Below are 16,940 nucleotides of genomic sequence, written 5' to 3'. Positions count from 1 at the left end.
CCACGTTACCCTCTCCTTAAGTCTAAGGTATTCGGAAACTCCTTACTCACAGGTATTTGTTTAATAGTAATATCCGTTTTCACTCCCTCATTGACCACCACGTAACTTTTTGCCTCTCCTGCGGATACCGGTTGATTTTCAATATTAACCTGTGACTTGGGAGAATGATTGAATTCCCAAAAACGAGTGGTTCGCCTGCTTTCTGCCTCCAGACTATTGACCGGAAAGGTATCATAACTTCTTCCACCAGGATGCATTACATGATAGGTGCAGCCACCGACAGAACGTTCGTTCCAGGTATCATATATATCAAAAACCAATGGCGTATTGACATCTATAGTAGGATGTAAAGCGGAGTAAGGTGCCCAGGCTTTGTATCGTATCGAAGCTACATACTTTCCTTTATAGCCAGTTTTGACCATAGGGACTTCCACAGAATTACAAAGGATCTTATACCTTTCAGGGTTAAAATGCTCTACCATTACTTCTAATCGTTCAAGTGAAGAATCAACATATCTGGAAGTACCACCTGAAGTCATTTCTTCTCCCAAAACGATCCAGGGCTCAATGGCTGATCGTAATTTCATATTCATTTCCTTGACCTGGACTTCGCCTATCAATGGAAATCTAAACTCAAGAAATGGATCCAACCATTTTTTATCGAAAGGAATTCCATTACTTCCCAAATATTCCACAACTTCATCTATATCTTCTCTGATGTAGTGCGGCATCATAAATCGATTGTGAAGATCAGTTCCCCAGTCAATCAGTTTGTTTTGATAAGGATTCTTCCAGAAAGCTGCTACCAGGGAACGAATCAACAGCAATTGAACCAGATTCATCTCCTTATGTGGCGGCATATCAAAGCCTCTTAATTCGAGTATTCCTAATCTGCCAGTCGATGAATCTGGACTGTATAATTTGTCAATACAAAACTCTGCTCTATGGGTATTTCCTGTTAAATCGGTCAGCAGATTTCTGAACAAGCGATCGACCATCCAAAATGGTGGGTCTTTTTGCTTTTCCAATTGGGCAAAGGCGATTTCAAGCTCATATATATTGTCGGGCCTGCCTTCATCCACTCTGGGAGCTTGACTGGTAGGGCCTATAAACGCAGATGAAAATAAGTAGGATAACGATGGGTGATTCTGCCAGAATGAAATCATGGATCTCAAGAGATCCGGTCTTCTTAGCATAGGGCTTTCAGCAGGACTGCTTCCACCCAAGGTAATATGGTTGCCACCTCCGGTACCAGTATGCTTGCCATCCAACATAAATTTGTTGGTACCCAGTCCAACTTTCCTCGCTTCGTCAAACAAGTTATTATAAATATCCAGCAATTCGGACCAGGAATGGGCCGGATGGACGTTCACCTCTATTACACCGGGGTCTGGAGTAACCGCAAGCTTTTGAATGTCCTTATTAAAAGGTGGTTGATATCCTTCGATCACTACCGGCATATTGAGTTTCGAAGCACAATATTCTATGGTGTAGATGAGGTCGAGAAATCCATTTATCTCTTCAAGTGGAGGAAGGAAAACATGTAAGTTTCCATTGGTAACCTGTGCACAAATGGCAGTTTTAAAGACACTGGCATTATCATATGTTGAGCTTCTGGTCAGTCGATCTTCTATTTTTTCACTGAATTGATCTTTCGTATATAAGACTTCCTGATCTGATAAGGGGTCGGCCGGAACCTCAATATTTTCCGTTGCGTTTGCTTTAATAGATATTCTATCTAAAGGTAATCGATACCCTATTTGTGAATTTCCGGGAATTAGAAACAAGTGTTCCCTTTCGAACTGCCATTTACAAGTTACCCAGGTATGAGTATCAGAATTCCATTTCAAAGGTATTACTGCTCCTTCGGGTTGTTCTATCCCTTTTTTCAAAAGCGAATGAAGGGTTTGTCTTTCCAGACTTTCCTTTTCGAAGTCTTCCAGGTCAATAGGCAAATTGGCCTTAGACCATTCATAATAATATTTGTCTTCATATGCAGGAATAGCGGCATCTGGGGGAATACCTAAACTCTTACACAGCAAATCCATAAAATGCAGTGCATCTTCAGATTTGAGATTTCCTTTCTGATTTGGGTTTCCAATCAAACTGGGATCCTTCCATAAAGACCCGCCATTCTTTTTCCAGTACAGCGTATATTGCCAACGAGGTACGGGTTCGCCGGGATACCATTTGCCCTGACCAAAATGAATCAAAGTATCTTTCCCAAAATGCGTTTTGAGCCCGTTCGCCAGCTTCAGTCCCAAAGCTCTTTTATCCTTACCATCTGCATCAGTATTCCATTGCTCAGATTCCATATCGGTTTCTGAAACAAAGGTGGGTTCTCCGCCCATGGTCAATCTGACATCCTCGTTATCTAATATTTCATCTACCTTAAATCCCAGTTCGTGTATCTTTTCAATATCACTGGATGTATAAGGTTTCGTAACTCGGGGAGTTTCGTAGACCCTATCGACTGAATTGTCAAAATCAAAAGTAACCTGCGTGATTTCAGTTGCTCCGGTAATCGGAGCCGCGCTGGTATGATGAGGTGTGCAGGCCAGAGGAATGTGACCTTCTCCGGCGAAAAGTCCAGAGGTAGAATCCAGCCCTACCCATCCAGCTCCTGGAATGAAAATCTCCACCCAGGCATGTAAATCAGTGAAATCTTCTTCCGGCCCGGATGGACCTGTCAATGACTTTTCATCTGCTTTTAATTGGACCAGATAGCCTGAGACAAATCTTGCTGCCAAACCAAAATGTCGGGCAAGCTGGACAAATAACCATGCAAAATCTCTACATGATCCCAATTGTTTTTTAATGGTTTCTTCGGCAGTTTGGACGCCCGGTTCCATTCTCACTGTGTAGTCTAAGAGATTGTAAATGTGCATGTTTAGTGAGACCAGAAAATCTACTGTTGTTTGCCCCTTATATTTCTGACATTGCTCAAACAACTCTAATAATAACGGATCTCGCTCATTGATTTCCAGGTAGGGTGCCAATTCTTTTTTAGTGAGCTCATCATATTCGAAAGGAAAAGTTTCTGCGCTTTCATCCAGGAAAAAGTCAAATGGATTAATCGAAACCATTTCTGCAAGAACCTCTACATTGATTTGAAGGCTTTCCACCTTTTCAGGAAACACTACTCTAGCCTGATAATTGCCAAAAGGATCCTGCATCCAATTGATAAAATGACCTTCGGGTTGGATATTTAATGAGTAACCAGTGATCTTAGTCCTGGAATGAGGAGCCGGCCTTAATCTGATGGTTTGAGGCCATAGTTTAATAGGTCGGTCGTAAGTATATTTCGTGTTGTGCTTAATAGCAACTTGGATACTCATAGAGTTTTTTTGTTTAAGATTTATTTTGTTATCTTCCGCAGGTGATCTTTTCCGGGTAAACAGCGAAGAATTCTATAACATCCGGGTATAATAGCTGTTTTGGCGAACAAATTTAGTAAGCAATCTATTGCATATACATCTATTTTAATAGAAATATTCGAATTATGTTCGAGTAAAATTTAATAAGTGATTTATTAAGGTTAAAACACTTTCAGGCGAAACCAACTTATGAGCAATATACTAGACCAATACCATGTACCTGATGACATTTACGATGAAGTGGTGAAAGGAATGGAGTCGGAAGACTCTTACTATCATCCATTGATCAAACGTTTGTCGCAATTGCCACTTGATCAATTTAAAATTTTAAATGAATCGGCAAAATTGTCCTTTCTGAATCAAGGTGTAACTTATGCTTTGTACAAAAAAGAAAAGAGTGAGGAGCAAATTTTTCCATTTGACCTTTTTCCCAGGATCATCAACCACGAAGAGTGGGATATGTTGGAAAAAGGAGTAATCCAGAGGAATACTGCTCTTAACATGTTCATCCATGATGTTTACAACGGTGGTCAAGTATTTAAAGATAATGTTATTCCCGAGCGTTTAATCAAGAGTTCGAGTCATTATTGTAAAGCTATGGAAGGCTTTTCTCCTCCTAAGAATATTTACTGCCACATTTCCGGAACTGACCTGATCAGGCATTCAGATGGCAATTACTATATTCTAGAAGACAATCTCCGAAGTCCATCTGGAGTAAGTTATGTCCTGATTAACAGAATTGCCATGACGAGGGTTATTCCTAATATGTTTAATGATACTCCTGTTGAAGCGGTATCGGACTATACGGAAGAATTGTTAAAATGTTTATGGGGGGTTGCCAACAAGCCAATGGGAGAAATATTCTGTGCATTGTTAACGCCAGGCGCTTACAATTCTGCTTATTTTGAGCATACCTACCTGGCTCAGAAAATGGGTATAGAATTAGTGGAAGGTCGCGATTTGTATGTAGAGAATGATAAAGTCTACTTAAAGAGCATTGGTGAGAAGATTCAGGTGGATGTCTTATATAGAAGGATAGATGATGGATTTTTAGATCCTGAGGTTTTCAAACCGGATTCGATGTTAGGTGTTCCTGGTCTCATGCGGGCATATCTAAAAGGGAATATTACGATCATCAATGCACCGGGTACTGGTATTTCAGATGATAAGGCAGTGTGTGCTTATGTGCCGGACCTCATTAAATATTATTTGGATGAAGATCCTATTTTAATGAATGTTCCGACTTACATATGTGAAAAGCCTGAAGATCTGCAGTATGTTTTAGATCACATGGAAGAACTCGTGGTCAAGCCCGTTGACTTGTCCGGAGGTTATGGCGTATGTATTTGTGATCAAATGAGCAAAGGAGAAATTGCAGAGCTGAAAGAAAAAGTCAAAGCGAACCCAAGAGAGTTCATTGCACAGCCCAAAATGTTATTGAGCACACATTCAACTTATATAGAGGAAAGTGAAGCATTTGAGCCCAGGCATATTGACTTGCGCACATTCACGCTAATGGGAAGTGATCAGCCATTTGTATTGAAAGGAGGTCTCACCAGAACCGCATTGACTAAAGGAAGCCTGATTGTAAACTCATCTCAAGGAGGTGGGTCGAAGGACACATGGGTTATAAAAGCATAAAATATGTTATCGAGAGTTGCAGATAGTTTGTATTGGATAGGGAGAAACTTAGAAAGGGCTGAGCATTGTAGCCGGTTTCTCAAGGTGCAGTATTTCAGTACATTAGATACACCTATGATCAGAAACAAGGACTTTACCCTGAGATCGATTATGTTTATGGCCGGAACGAATTTTCAAAGCCAGGGCGGAATAATGGAGCAGGAGATCTGGAAAAATGTAATTTTTGACATTAATAATCCCAATAGTATTTTCAGTGTCATCAAAAATGCTCGTGAAAACGCAAGGAGTATCAGAAATTCTATTTCTACTGAACTATGGGAATCGATTAACAAGCTTTATCTGTACTGTTCAAATTATGAAGAGCAAAAATTTTCAGCTGGAAAGATTTATGATTTTACAGAGGATATGAGGACTCATATTGCAATGATAAAGTCGACCATACAGAACACCATATTACATGATGATTGTTATCATTTTATCAAATTAGGACTTTTCGTCGAGCGCTCGATCCAGGTACTCAGAATTGTCAGAGGTAAGATTTCAGACTGGTCTATTTTGAGCGAAAATGGCATGAATAAAGCACTCATTAGCTATCAGTGGACCATTCTCTTAAAGTCCATTGAAGGATTTGATATTTATAACAAGCTTCATCCCGGAAAAAAATCTATTGAGAATATATTTAGAATGATTTTCATGAATGACCTTTTCCCGCGTTCGATGGCTTATTCCTTAAACAATATAAGGATGGGCCTTAGGAAAATTAGTGTTCGACCACAGGGTTATGATGCTATGATTGAATCCTTTGATAAGAAGACTTTAAGTATGCAATCCTTTGACGATTTCGACGATGAAGACAAGGTCTTAGAGTATGTGCACCAAGTGATAGAAAGAATATCAAAAATACATAATGATATCGCCAATATGTACTTTAATTAAATTAGATTTGTAACAGAAATGAAACTAGAAATTAAATGACATATTGCCTAGGAATCAGGGTGAAACAGGGACTTGTAGCTCTTGCAGATACCCGAATTACCATGGGAACTGAGACGACCACGGCTAAAAAGATCTCTCTTCACAAGACCAATCATGGCACCGTATTTTTGATGACTTCAGGCTTGCGCTCCATCCGGGATAAAGCTGTTATTTATTTCGAAGATGTATTGAAAAAAGATGGTGAAAATTATGATCGCATGTATAATGTCGCCAACGCTTTTGGAGCGCAATTGAGAAAGGTTGCACAGGAAGATAAAGAAGCACTGGCTGCTTCGGGCTTGAATTTTAATCTCTATACCATCGTAGGAGGCAAGTTGTCAGAAGATCATGAACCTAAGCTTTTCTTATTGTATCCTGAAGGAAATTGGATAGAAATCGGTACGGCTGCACCCTTTACAATTATTGGGAATTCAGGATATGGCAAGCCGATTTTGAATCGTACGTTAAACTATCAGTCCACCCTGAGATTTGCTTTGAAAACAGGATTTCTTTCTTTTGATTCTACCAGAGTAAGCGCCAATGACGTTGGATTTCCAATCGATGTGGTCATTCTAAAAGCAGAAACGGGTGAAATTATTGAGAAGCGGTTTGAAGAGAACGAATTGAAGGATATTTCCAGGCTTTGGGGCGAGAAATTAAGCGATATCATCAGAGAAATTCCTGAGGAGTGGATTGATAAGATCAATACACTTTCCGATCATCGGGATGATGAAGCTTTTATCAGTTTGCAGCAGTAAGCTGTTTATCTGAGTTTCCTCTCCATCATTGATCGCTGTTCAAAAATCAGAATTAGATGTACTTAATGGATGTTCGATAGGACATTCACTGACCGTAGATCCTCGCTGCATCGGATTCAGGAGGCCTCACGTCGGAGGATTTTTCAGCATAATCATAAAGCGATAAGATGTACCTCATGGCTTGAATTCTCATGTATTCTCTCGTTTCCCCTTTAATGATGATCCATGGACTTTTAACAGAGCTCGTTCTTTCAAACATGGCTTCCTTATATCTGGTAAATTCTTCCCATTTATCCTGTGCTGCAAGGTCCACAGGGCTGACTTTCCACCTTTCCAGTGGCGAGTCGAGGCGCTTCTGAATTCTGGCTTTTTGTGACAGGCTGTCTATCGAAAACCAAAATTTTACAATTTTCATTCCGTCTGCGATGATCATTTCTTCCAGCTGGGTTACCTGATTCATGAATAATTCGTGCTGTTTCTGAGTGCAGAAGCCCATTGCAGGCTCGACAACTGCGCGGTTATACCAACTTCTGTCAAAGAAAACCATTTCGCCTGCATTGGGAAGTCTTTTGATGTAACGTTGAAAATACCATTGACGCTTTTCTAAGGCAGTTGGCTTGCCCAGGGCAACCATTCTGTACGATTGTGGATTTAAAAACTGGGTGAACCTGGCAATCGCGGCGCCTTTTCCGGCAGTATCTCTGCCTTCAAAGAGAATGGCTAATCTCAGTTTTTCATCATTGATGTGCTTTTGTAGTTTGAGAAGCTCAGCTTGCAGGAAAAATAACTCCTGAATGTATCTGCTGTCTACACTGTAATATTTATTAATATCAATCATACTTACTATTTAGTATAAATAAACAAAGAATAATTAAAAGCATGAAGACAAAGGTGAAGGAGATGTTTAGCTGATGAGTTTTTAAGTATTCATCATTATGGTTAAGACATATCTTTGTAAATCGTATTCTCAATAAATTCTTTTATAAGGTGTTAACATCTCATGAAAGAAAATATGAAGATTTAGATTGCGAGTGGTTTGGTTATGTCGGACGATAGAAGGGCAAGATTAAATGCAGGTGAAATCCTTGGGTTTTATTTATTTATTTATTTCAAAGTTTGTAAAATGATAATTAAGAATTTAAGCGTTGCGGTATTTTTTTCTGTAATTACTTTTATGGGAACAGAAATATCTGCTCAAAATGATACTATTCTGATTCGAAATGCTTCTCTTGAAGGTGAGCCCAAAGCGGGTTCCTTTTTTAGTCATGTGTTCTTAAAAGATTGGATAGACTGCACACCCTATCTTTTCCCTAAAAATACACCACCGGATATACATCCAGGCGGCTTTTTCAATGTTACTAAAGAGCCTAAAGACGGAAAGACATACGTGGGATTGGTAGCAAGAGACGATCATACATGGGAAGCCATCAGTCAGAAACTAGAACAACCCCTGGAAAAGGGACATTGTTATTCGATTGAATTACATTTAGCACGATCTGAAAATTATTTGAGCAGACATTACAAAGACAACGCAAATGAATCTGTATTGATTAAAAAAGGGAATCGTTTAGGCACCAGCAAATCAAATGCAAATGAAAGTCAAAATTTGCCACTCATTTTCACATTGTACGGAGGCACTAGCGCTTGCGACGGAATTTTACTTACTGAAACGCAGGCCATAGAACATTTAGAATGGAAGAAGTATAGTCTGACCTTTCAAGCGACAGAAGATATGGAATATCTTACTTTTTCAGTTTATTATAGGTCAGAAGAAATACCACCTTATAAGGGCAACTTATTGTTGGATCAAATTTCACCTATAGTAATAGTTCCTTGTAAATGAGTGTTTCATTCATTTGAGGAGAATATCACTTGATCCAGTCGATCTGTATTTAGTAATATTGATGTTTTTCCGTCCTTAGTTTTATCTATTTCAAGCATATAGTTTCCAGCCTTTATTCTTGTATTGGACAATGCAATAGCGTCCATCGTGTTTTCCCCAAGGATTACAGAAAGTCCGCCTGTTTTTTCCATGTCAATTTTTAAAGCGACACCAAGTTCTCTATTAATGTATTCTTTTCCTAGCAACGATTTATCCAAAGAGTCTGCTTCAAAATCAATTTTTGTCAGCGTAAAAGGCGGAACAGAGGGATAATAAAATGTGACCTCCATCTCACCCTGCTCATTTTTTTTGAATTGCTGCTTAAAAGCTTTATCATTCCATTGTTGTGTCGTATTGGCATTTTCTCTAATTAATTTAGTGTCGTTTCTATTGCTTCTCAAAAGATATAAATCACCTTCCTTATCTATCAATCTGACAAAGTATCCTTCTGGTGTAATGTAGTTGCCCATCAATTCTTGAATCTCAATAAAATCGCCTTCCTTGTCAGGCTGGATTGGGAAAGTTGGTTTGGAATCTTTAATGTTAAATATTTCATTGACCATCAACATCGTTTGGTAGGTTGGGATTACTTTTCCGCTGTTGGTCAATGTCACAATTGAAAGATCTTCTTGCGGGAATCTAACCGTTATTGACTTCCATGCCCCCGTAGCACCCTCGTGATATTTGTACGGTATGTCATTGTAAATACCATGTTGTAAACCAAAACCATATTCACGGTGGTCTATGGAATCAAAAAGCAATTGACTTTTGTTGATAACAGAAGAGTTCACCCAATCATTTCCTCCGGTTTGTATTATTCTTTCCCATTGCAATTGATCTTCCAGTGTAGAAAATAAGTTACCATCTCCCACGATATCACAAGTCCATTCATAACCTTGCCATTCATCAAAATTGAAATAGGGTTTGGCTATCGGACCGTTAATTTTTGTATAATCTCGAGTGAATGATGTCCCTTTCATCCCTAGTTTGGCAAACATGTCATCTGTAAAACTATAAAATCCATCCTCGGCCACTTTTTCAATGACCTCTGCTAACAAAATATAGTTAGAATTGCTGTACTCAAAATGTTCACCCGGATTAAAATTTAGAGTTTCCTGATCACTGAGAATTTTTAAGGCATCTTCATTTCTTAAAGTTTCTTTCCACCAGACAATGCCCTTCAGAGACCAGAGCGCGTAGACATCTCTTATTCCACTTGAGTGACTAAGCAAGTGTTTTAGCGTTATTTTATGTGATACTTTCGAATAAATTTCAGGCAAATAAATACGAAAGTCATCCTCAAGCTTAAGTTTGCCTTCTTTTTCAAGCATAAGTATGGCCAGGGCGGTGAATTGCTTGGCCATGCTGGCGATATTGAATCTTGTTTCCTCATTAATGTCCTGCCTTTCTTCCAAATCTCTGAATCCAGCATACTTGGTGTATATCTGTTTGCCCTCAAAGATGATACCTGTCGCAATTCCAGGGGCATCCTGAGGAACATCTGCAGAGGCGATAATATCCAACTTATCAAAATCAAACGAAGGTTTTTGTTGGCCAAAGCAAAAACCCAAAAGAAGAAAGAAGGGAAGAAAAAAGACTAATCTGGTACACATATAAATTTGATTACAAATTACAAAAAGACAAACATCCCTCTTTATGGTAAGATATCGGTGTCATATCCTGATTTGGCACCTATTTTTTTCGAATAGATGCCAAATATTTGCTCGGCGTCATGTTACTGTACTTTTTAAATGCCCTATTAAAAGTTGATTTTGAATTAAAACCACAATCATACGCAATCCCCAGGATGGACTTAACACCTAAGTCTTCTGTTTGCATTCTTTTCATTACTTCTTTGGTTCGATGCATATTGACATAATCATTAAAGTTCATATCAAAACCCATATTGATCGTCTGTGAAATAGATCTGGAGTGGACATCTAATTCATTAGCAAGATCATAAAGGGTGAGGTCCGGTTTTGAAAAGAATTGTTCTTCTTCCATCAGACGAACAAGACTGTCTTTTAATGCAAGGTCCAGATCACCTTCATTAGATTGATCTGCATATTCTGGTTTATCTTCACGTTCTGATGCAGCAAGCTTCAAATTTCTCCATGATATTGGTACCAATTTGACGGCGTGAATGTAACCATTGATAGAAATATAGTAGGTCAAAATTGAGAAGGACACGTAATACCAATATTTTTGTCCAAAGTTAGCCCACTCCGGATTGGTTATGAAGAAACACAGTCTGATGAGTAGCAATAAAATTAATGCAATAATGAACCTAGGTAACCATATATATAAAATGGCGTCGGCATAACTGTAAATTTGAAATGTATTGTTTCTATATCTCAAATATGCTTTTATGCAGAGCGCAGCAAAAAACAGCAAATAGATGAATCCTGCAAATTGATACCAGGGATCAAAATCCATGTCTTTGCCATCATCATAGAAATAATATTCACCTAAAATCACTTGGTCTGTTATCCAGACTATGAAGGTATAGAATGAATAAAGGATGGCAGGAATAAAATAGACCAGATCTATTTTTTTAAAAGTAAATTTTGGTTCCAGAAGTGATTTAGTATACATATACAAGACAGGAGGGAGTAGAAAAAGCTGCTGGAAAGGAAAGTAAAATAATATGTTTCTTTTCCATTCTACAGCATACCAACCGGCATAACCCAAAACGAATGGAACAATATATAAGGCTGCCAGAAAAAGAAAGGATGCTAACCAATAATTAGAACGAAGATTATTTTTTCTACCGTGCCAGACCAATAAACCTGCAAATAGCAAGTTGTGCAGAAATAAGATAAAGAGACTGACACTTTTATAGTCCATTTTGATTAAAAAAATTTGACTACTACCAGCCCAGTAACCACGCAAAGATCAGAGGTGCCACAATCGTCGCATCACTTTCAATAATATATTTAGGTGTATCTATCTGAAGTTTTCCCCATGTAATTTTTTCATTTGGAACAGCTCCTGAGTAGGAGCCATATGAGGTAGTGCTATCCGATATCTGGCAAAAATAGGACCACATTGGCACAGCTTCTAAACCCAGGTCTTGATGCAGCATAGGAACTACGCAGATAGGGAAATCACCTGCTATTCCGCCGCCAATCTGAAAGAAACCGACTCCTTTGTCAGAAGCGTAGTTCTGATACCATTGAGCTAAAAACATCATATACTCAATACCACTCTTCATGGTAGAGGGTTTAATTTTATTTTCAATGCAATAGGAGGCGAAGAAGTTACCACAGGTGCTATCTTCCCAACCCGGAACGATGATGGGAAGATTTTTCTCTGCTGCTGCAAGTAACCATGAATTTTTAGGGTCTATTTGATACTTCTCCTTTAACTCGCCACTCAACAAAATCTGATAAAAAAATTCATAGGGGAAGTAACGCTCACCAGCTTTATCAGCCTTGGACCATGCTTGAAACAGATGCTCTTCTATTCTCCTCATGGCTTCCATCTCTGGAATACAAGTATCTGTAACTCTGTTGAAGTGTTGATCCAGCAATTCCTGTTCTTCTTCTGGCGATAAATCCCTATAATTAGGAATTCGTTTATAGTGATCATGGGCTACCAAATTGAATACATCCTCTTCCAGGTTAGCACCGGTACATGTAATAATGTGCACTTTGTCCTGACGAATCATTTCAGCAAGGGACAAACCTAGTTCTGCTGTGGACATTGCACCAGCCAGAGTGATCATCATTTTATGACCAGCTTCTAATTGTTTTTCATATGCTTCTGCTGCGTCTACCAGAGCGGCAGCATTGAAATGTCTGTAGTGGTGTTTAATGAATTTAGAGATGGGTCCTTTGTCCATAATCTAGTTTTTATTAACGTTGTACAAATCTGTTCTTCTGTCTTTAAGATTTCTAACTGCTCCGAATTGATGTAGTTCGCGTAGCAAATCTATGTCAACATCAGCAATCAATATCATTTCTGTATTGGGAGTGGCTTCGGCCTTAATGCCATTGGCAGGGAAAGCAAAATCGCAGGGGGTAAAAACCATGGACTGAGCATATTGGATATCCATATTATGTACCTTGGGTAGGTTGCCGACACTACCCGCTATGGCCACATAGCATTCATTCTCAATCGCTCTGGCTCTCGCACAACTTCGAACTCGGCTGTAACCATTCTGGGTGTCCGTCAAAAAAGGTACAAATAATATATCCATTCCTTCATTGGCCAAAATCCTACTTACTTCCGGAAATTCGCAATCATAGCAAATGAGCACTCCAATTTTACCACAATCTGTATCAAAAGCTTTGATCTGACTTCCTCCTTGCATACCCCATACTTTTCCTTCATCCGGTGTCACATGCAATTTCTCATAACGGGCCACAGTACCATCTCTTCTGCATAAATATCCTACGTTATATAACATGCCATCTACGATTTCAGGCATGCTGCCAGTGATGATGTTAATATTGTAAGAAATGCTTAATTCAGAGAATCTGTTGACCAGTTCTTCCGAATGCTGAGCCAGTTCTCTAATGGCATCGGATTCACTTAAGTGATTGTAGGAAGCCATAAGTGGAGCCATAAAAAACTCGGGAAATAAAGCAAAGTCAGAACGGTAACCTGATAGTGAATCCACGAAAAATTCTGCTTGATGCATCAGTTCTTCTAGATCTTTGTAAATCCGCATCTGCCATTGCACCAGACCTATTCTTACCACCTTTTTTTTAGTAGCCGCTTTGGTTTGCGGTTTTTCGAAATAGATATTTTTCCATTCCATGAGTACGGCAAACTTTCCAGACTCCTCATCCTCAGGTAGATATCCTTTTAAGATTTTCGATGGATGAAAGTCATTGGAGATCTGAAAGTTCAAAACAGGATCTTCGATTTCTTTTAATCGTACCTTTTCGATGTATTGCTTAGGGGTTAATTCAGTCGAATATTTGTGATAATTAGGGATCCGACCGCCGAAAGCAATGCCTCGTAGATTCAACTTCTCACAAAGCTCTTTTCGGTAGTCATAAAGCCTTCTTCCCAATCGCAATCCCCTGAACTCCGGTCGGATGAAAATATCAATTCCATATAGCAAATCACCTTCAGAATGATGTGTATTAAAGGTACTTCCACCTGTAATGATATCATAGGTGTGGGTGGATTCCAGCAATTCGTGGTTCACAATAATGGATAAGGCACATCCGGCAAGTTTGTCATCTACTCTAATGACGACTTGACCTTCTGGAAATTTTTCAAGCAGATTCAGAATTTCTTCTTCCATCCATACCTCTTCTGGCATACCGATGTAAGCTGCTTTCATCGCAATTCTGAGCTCTTTATAATCTTCTGTTTTGAGATAATCTAATTTGACCTTGTCGATATCCATTTAACCTTTAAATTTATAAGAGAGCATTTTATAGTATAATTTGGCTGCCAGAAATTGTGGTGCTTTCATACCGGGTATGGGCGCTAATTCTACGATATCGAAGCCAACTACATTCTTACGCGAGAAGGTCTTCTGCAGAAGCTCGATGACTTGTTGCCATGTCATACCTCCGGGCTCTGGGGTCCCTGTTGCAGGCATAATGGAAGAATCGAAGGCATCCAAATCGACCGTTATATAGACTTCATCGGTCATTTTCTCAATCACGGAAGGAATCCAATCCAGGCGACCAATAATTTCATGACCATACCACGTCTTATCGTCTACCATAAATGATTTTTCTCCAACGTCCATTGATCGAATACCTACTTGTAACAAATTGCAATGACGCCCCGCATCATATACAGCGCATGCGTGATTGTAAGGCGTACCACCATAGGTAGGTCGTTGATCAGCATGAGCATCAATTTGTAGGACAGTAAGATTCTCAAAATGTTCGTAAAACGCCTTTATGATGCCTATACTGATGCTATGTTCGCCACCGAAAAAAGTAAGAAATTTATCATGTGAGAGAAGCTCCTGTGTGTTTTCATAAGTCCACTGATACATTTCCTCCGGTGAAGAAAAAGGAGGGGCGTTTTTAAGCAAATGAATGCCTTTCCTATACACTTCTGAATCTGTTTCGATATCATAAAGCTCCATATTTTCTGCAGCATCCATGAAGGCATCAAATCCCTTGTCTGCGCCCTTTCCCCAGGTACTGGTCCCATCGTAAGGAATAGATTGCAACCATATGGCAGAATCGTCCTTTCCGCTAAATTGACTTTCTATACCCGCAAATGTTTTTTTATTCATCTACTTATTATATCCAAGTATTTCCAACATTTCTTCTACCGTCTGCTCATTTCTGTATACGCTGTCTACGAAATTTCCTTTTTCGTCTCTATCGATCATGATCAATTTGGGAGCAGGTATAAGGCAATGTTTGATTCCTCCATAACCACTGATGGAGTCCTGGTAGGCCCCTGTGTGGAAAAATCCAACATAGAGCGGTTCTGCGTCTGATGAATCGTATTTAGGAAGAAATAATTGCTGATTCAGATCTTCGGAGTTATAGTAATCCGAGTGATCACAGCTGATGCCCCCAATACTCACTCGGGCATATTCATTTTTCCACTTGTTAACCGGAAGTAAAATGAATTTTTCAAATATCGACCATGCATCCGGAATGGTATTCATTAAACTATTGTCCACCATATACCAAAGTTCTGCATCATTCTGTTGTTTTTGCTCGAGTACCTGAAAAATGATAGCTCCACTTTCACCTACCGTATATTTCCCAAATTCAGTGAAAATATCCGGATCAGGAATCTCAGCCTCAGTACAGGCTGTTTTGATATTGGCTACAATCTCATTGATAATGTACTCATAGTCATATTCAAATCCCAGATTGTTTCTGACGGGAAATCCGCCACCCAGGTCGATTGCCCGTAAATCTGGACAAATACTTTTGAGGTCTACGTAGAGTTTGAGTGCTTTCTGAAACTCACCCCAATAATACATATTGTCTTTAATTCCTGAATCCACAAAAAAATGGAACATTTTCAGGCTCAGTGATGGATCATCTGCGATTTCATTTCGGTAAAAATCCAGAATTTCAGCAGCGCGTATTCCAAGTCTGGAAGTATAGTAAGCAGACTGTGGTTCCTCATCTATGGCCATCCGAATGCCTAATTTTAACGGATTTTTCAGATCACTGGCGTATTTCTTTACCCGTTTGATTTCAGATTTAGAATCCAGCACAAGGATTGAATTCTTGAAACCATCTCTATTCAGTCTGGCAATCTTTTCCAGATAATCCTCCGTTTTATAGCCGTTGTGAACGATGATGATGTCTTTAGTAATCTCCCCTTCATGGTAAATCTTATAGATCAAATCTATATCAAAAGATGAAGATGTTTCCAGATGAACTCCTTCCTGCACGGCTTTTTTGACGATATGCGAAAAATGACAGCATTTAGTACAGTAACAATAATAATACGATCCCTTGTACTTATGCTTGCGAATCGCACGATTAAATAGGTTTCGTGCTTTCCTGATTTGTTCCGCAATCCTGGGTAAATACATGATCTTAAACGGTGTACCATATTTTTCTATCAAGTACTTCAATGAAATACCATGGAAAGTGAGGTAGTCATCCCGTAAATCAAAACCTTCCTGAGGAAAGTAGTAGGTTTGGTCTATTAAATCGAAATAAGTGTTCTTCATTTGCGCGCAAATATCCTTCTTTTCTTTTAAATGGGCGTCGCTTTTTTAGGTCAATGTTGTAATTACTGGATTCCTTTTAAAATAAAGTCATCGATTTCTATATCCTGATCAGAGTGCAAAACACTGACATCGCCGGTCGTTTCTAGAATAACAGCTTTTGCCTGATGAAGTTGCAGAACATTGGCCTCTCTCAATTTCCCCCTCAATTCATCAACCGTGACCTTGCATTTTTTCATGTTTTCTTCATTCATTTTTCCGTCTCGCATCAAAAAGACTGGTTTGTTTTCTACAATGCTTTCAACTTTTTCACTTTTAAATAGAAAATAAGTAATGAGGTAGTTGATTACAAAGGCAAAGGTCAGTATAATCATACCCATATAAAGGCCTGGCCTTCCAGTTGAAAGCGCCATTGCTGCGACATTACCGATAATGATGGTGATGATAAAGTCAAAGCCGGTCATTTTACTGAAACTCTTAAGGCCAAAAATTCTGGTGTAGAGTATAATAAGGCCAATAATGACTGTTGTTCCAATGGCTGATTCTAATATAAGGTGGAAGTCTTTATCAAAATAATCTAAAGTCATTTTTATGAAAGAAAGTGCTGCAAGTAGTGAAATGTTCAATCGTTTCTTCGAACATACCAATGCTCTCAGCTGTTGTAATTTAAAATAAGTGAA

General features: G+C 39.0%; 13 protein-coding genes. 4 read left to right on the top strand and 9 right to left on the bottom strand.

The genetic code is table 11. The features are described 5' to 3' along the window. Window positions 1-5: 5 nt before the first annotated feature. Complete coding sequence (locus tag L2567_RS08760) at window positions 6-3,338, bottom strand: transglutaminase family protein (RefSeq protein WP_235297381.1); 3,333 nt, start codon at window positions 3,336-3,338, stop codon at window positions 6-8. Between the two features lie 228 nt (window positions 3,339-3,566). Here L2567_RS08760 and L2567_RS08755 point away from each other — a divergent pair, with 228 nt between their 5' ends. Genes L2567_RS08755 through L2567_RS08745 form a run of 3 tightly spaced genes read left to right on the top strand, consistent with a single transcriptional unit; the run spans window position 3,567 to window position 6,751 of the window. Beyond that, window positions 3,567-5,018 (top strand): circularly permuted type 2 ATP-grasp protein, encoded by a 1,452-nt coding sequence (locus L2567_RS08755; protein ID WP_235297380.1) that lies wholly within the window; start codon window positions 3,567-3,569, stop codon window positions 5,016-5,018. 3 nt (window positions 5,019-5,021) lie between these two features. Continuing rightward, window positions 5,022-5,954, top strand: coding sequence for an alpha-E domain-containing protein (locus L2567_RS08750; RefSeq protein ID WP_235297379.1), 933 nt, complete (start codon window positions 5,022-5,024; stop codon window positions 5,952-5,954). Window positions 5,955-5,989: 35 nt separating this feature from the next. Next, the gene (locus L2567_RS08745; protein ID WP_235297378.1) at window positions 5,990-6,751 is read left to right on the top strand and encodes a peptidase; all 762 of its coding nucleotides are present in this window, start codon (window positions 5,990-5,992) and stop codon (window positions 6,749-6,751) included. 85 nt (window positions 6,752-6,836) lie between these two features. Here the strand turns inward: L2567_RS08745 and ppk2 are convergent, their stop codons facing one another. Then, on the bottom strand, window positions 6,837-7,589 hold the full coding sequence (ppk2, locus tag L2567_RS08740) for a polyphosphate kinase 2 (protein WP_235297377.1): 753 nt from the start codon (window positions 7,587-7,589) through the stop codon (window positions 6,837-6,839). A 285-nt stretch (window positions 7,590-7,874) separates the two neighbouring features. On the opposite strand from ppk2, the gene L2567_RS08735 reads away from it, so the two are divergent. Then, window positions 7,875-8,594, top strand: coding sequence for a hypothetical protein (locus L2567_RS08735; RefSeq protein WP_235297376.1), 720 nt, complete (start codon window positions 7,875-7,877; stop codon window positions 8,592-8,594). Between the two features lie 5 nt (window positions 8,595-8,599). Here L2567_RS08735 and L2567_RS08730 read toward each other — a convergent pair whose 3' ends face one another. From L2567_RS08730 to L2567_RS08700, 7 genes are all read right to left on the bottom strand, one after another. Next, entirely contained in the window at window positions 8,600-10,246 is a 1,647-nt protein-coding gene (locus tag L2567_RS08730) for a serine hydrolase domain-containing protein (RefSeq protein ID WP_235297375.1), read from the bottom strand. Window positions 10,247-10,325: 79 nt separating this feature from the next. After that, window positions 10,326-11,480, bottom strand: a complete 1,155-nt coding sequence (locus L2567_RS08725; protein WP_235297374.1) for a helix-turn-helix domain-containing protein — start codon at window positions 11,478-11,480, stop codon at window positions 10,326-10,328. 22 nt (window positions 11,481-11,502) lie between these two features. After that, window positions 11,503-12,477, bottom strand: coding sequence for a deoxyhypusine synthase family protein (locus tag L2567_RS08720; protein WP_235297373.1), 975 nt, complete (start codon window positions 12,475-12,477; stop codon window positions 11,503-11,505). A gap of 3 nt (window positions 12,478-12,480) precedes the next feature. After that, window positions 12,481-13,998, bottom strand: a complete 1,518-nt coding sequence (locus L2567_RS08715; RefSeq protein ID WP_235297372.1) for a bifunctional GNAT family N-acetyltransferase/carbon-nitrogen hydrolase family protein — start codon at window positions 13,996-13,998, stop codon at window positions 12,481-12,483. Then, on the bottom strand, window positions 13,999-14,850 hold the full coding sequence (gene speB / locus L2567_RS08710) for an agmatinase (protein ID WP_235297371.1): 852 nt from the start codon (window positions 14,848-14,850) through the stop codon (window positions 13,999-14,001). Continuing rightward, window positions 14,851-16,263, bottom strand: coding sequence for a type III PLP-dependent enzyme domain-containing protein (locus L2567_RS08705; RefSeq protein ID WP_235297370.1), 1,413 nt, complete (start codon window positions 16,261-16,263; stop codon window positions 14,851-14,853). A gap of 62 nt (window positions 16,264-16,325) precedes the next feature. After that, window positions 16,326-16,847: a DUF421 domain-containing protein gene (locus L2567_RS08700; RefSeq protein ID WP_235297369.1), complete on the bottom strand. Its 522-nt coding sequence runs from the start codon at window positions 16,845-16,847 to the stop codon at window positions 16,326-16,328. Between the last annotated feature and the right edge of the window lie 93 nt (window positions 16,848-16,940).

The sequence above is a fragment of the Portibacter marinus genome (assembly GCF_021533195.1).
GTDB classification, from domain to species: Bacteria; Bacteroidota; Bacteroidia; order Chitinophagales; family Saprospiraceae; genus Portibacter; species Portibacter marinus.
This window is presented reverse-complemented; position numbering and strand designations above follow the sequence as displayed.

Bases quoted from the DNA above. Each gene is read 5' to 3' on its own strand.
- L2567_RS08760 (WP_235297381.1), bottom strand. From the start codon at position 3,338: ATGAGTATCCAAGTTGCTATTAAGCACAACACGAAATATACTTACGAC.
- L2567_RS08755 (WP_235297380.1), top strand. From the start codon at position 3,567: ATGAGCAATATACTAGACCAATACCATGTACCTGATGACATTTACGAT.
- L2567_RS08750 (WP_235297379.1), top strand. From the start codon at position 5,022: ATGTTATCGAGAGTTGCAGATAGTTTGTATTGGATAGGGAGAAACTTA.
- L2567_RS08745 (WP_235297378.1), top strand. From the start codon at position 5,990: ATGACATATTGCCTAGGAATCAGGGTGAAACAGGGACTTGTAGCTCTT.
- ppk2 (WP_235297377.1), bottom strand. From the start codon at position 7,589: ATGATTGATATTAATAAATATTACAGTGTAGACAGCAGATACATTCAG.
- L2567_RS08735 (WP_235297376.1), top strand. From the start codon at position 7,875: ATGATAATTAAGAATTTAAGCGTTGCGGTATTTTTTTCTGTAATTACT.
- L2567_RS08730 (WP_235297375.1), bottom strand. From the start codon at position 10,246: ATGTGTACCAGATTAGTCTTTTTTCTTCCCTTCTTTCTTCTTTTGGGT.
- L2567_RS08725 (WP_235297374.1), bottom strand. From the start codon at position 11,480: ATGGACTATAAAAGTGTCAGTCTCTTTATCTTATTTCTGCACAACTTG.
- L2567_RS08720 (WP_235297373.1), bottom strand. From the start codon at position 12,477: ATGGACAAAGGACCCATCTCTAAATTCATTAAACACCACTACAGACAT.
- L2567_RS08715 (WP_235297372.1), bottom strand. From the start codon at position 13,998: ATGGATATCGACAAGGTCAAATTAGATTATCTCAAAACAGAAGATTAT.
- speB (WP_235297371.1), bottom strand. From the start codon at position 14,850: ATGAATAAAAAAACATTTGCGGGTATAGAAAGTCAATTTAGCGGAAAG.
- L2567_RS08705 (WP_235297370.1), bottom strand. From the start codon at position 16,263: ATGAAGAACACTTATTTCGATTTAATAGACCAAACCTACTACTTTCCT.
- L2567_RS08700 (WP_235297369.1), bottom strand. From the start codon at position 16,847: ATGACTTTAGATTATTTTGATAAAGACTTCCACCTTATATTAGAATCA.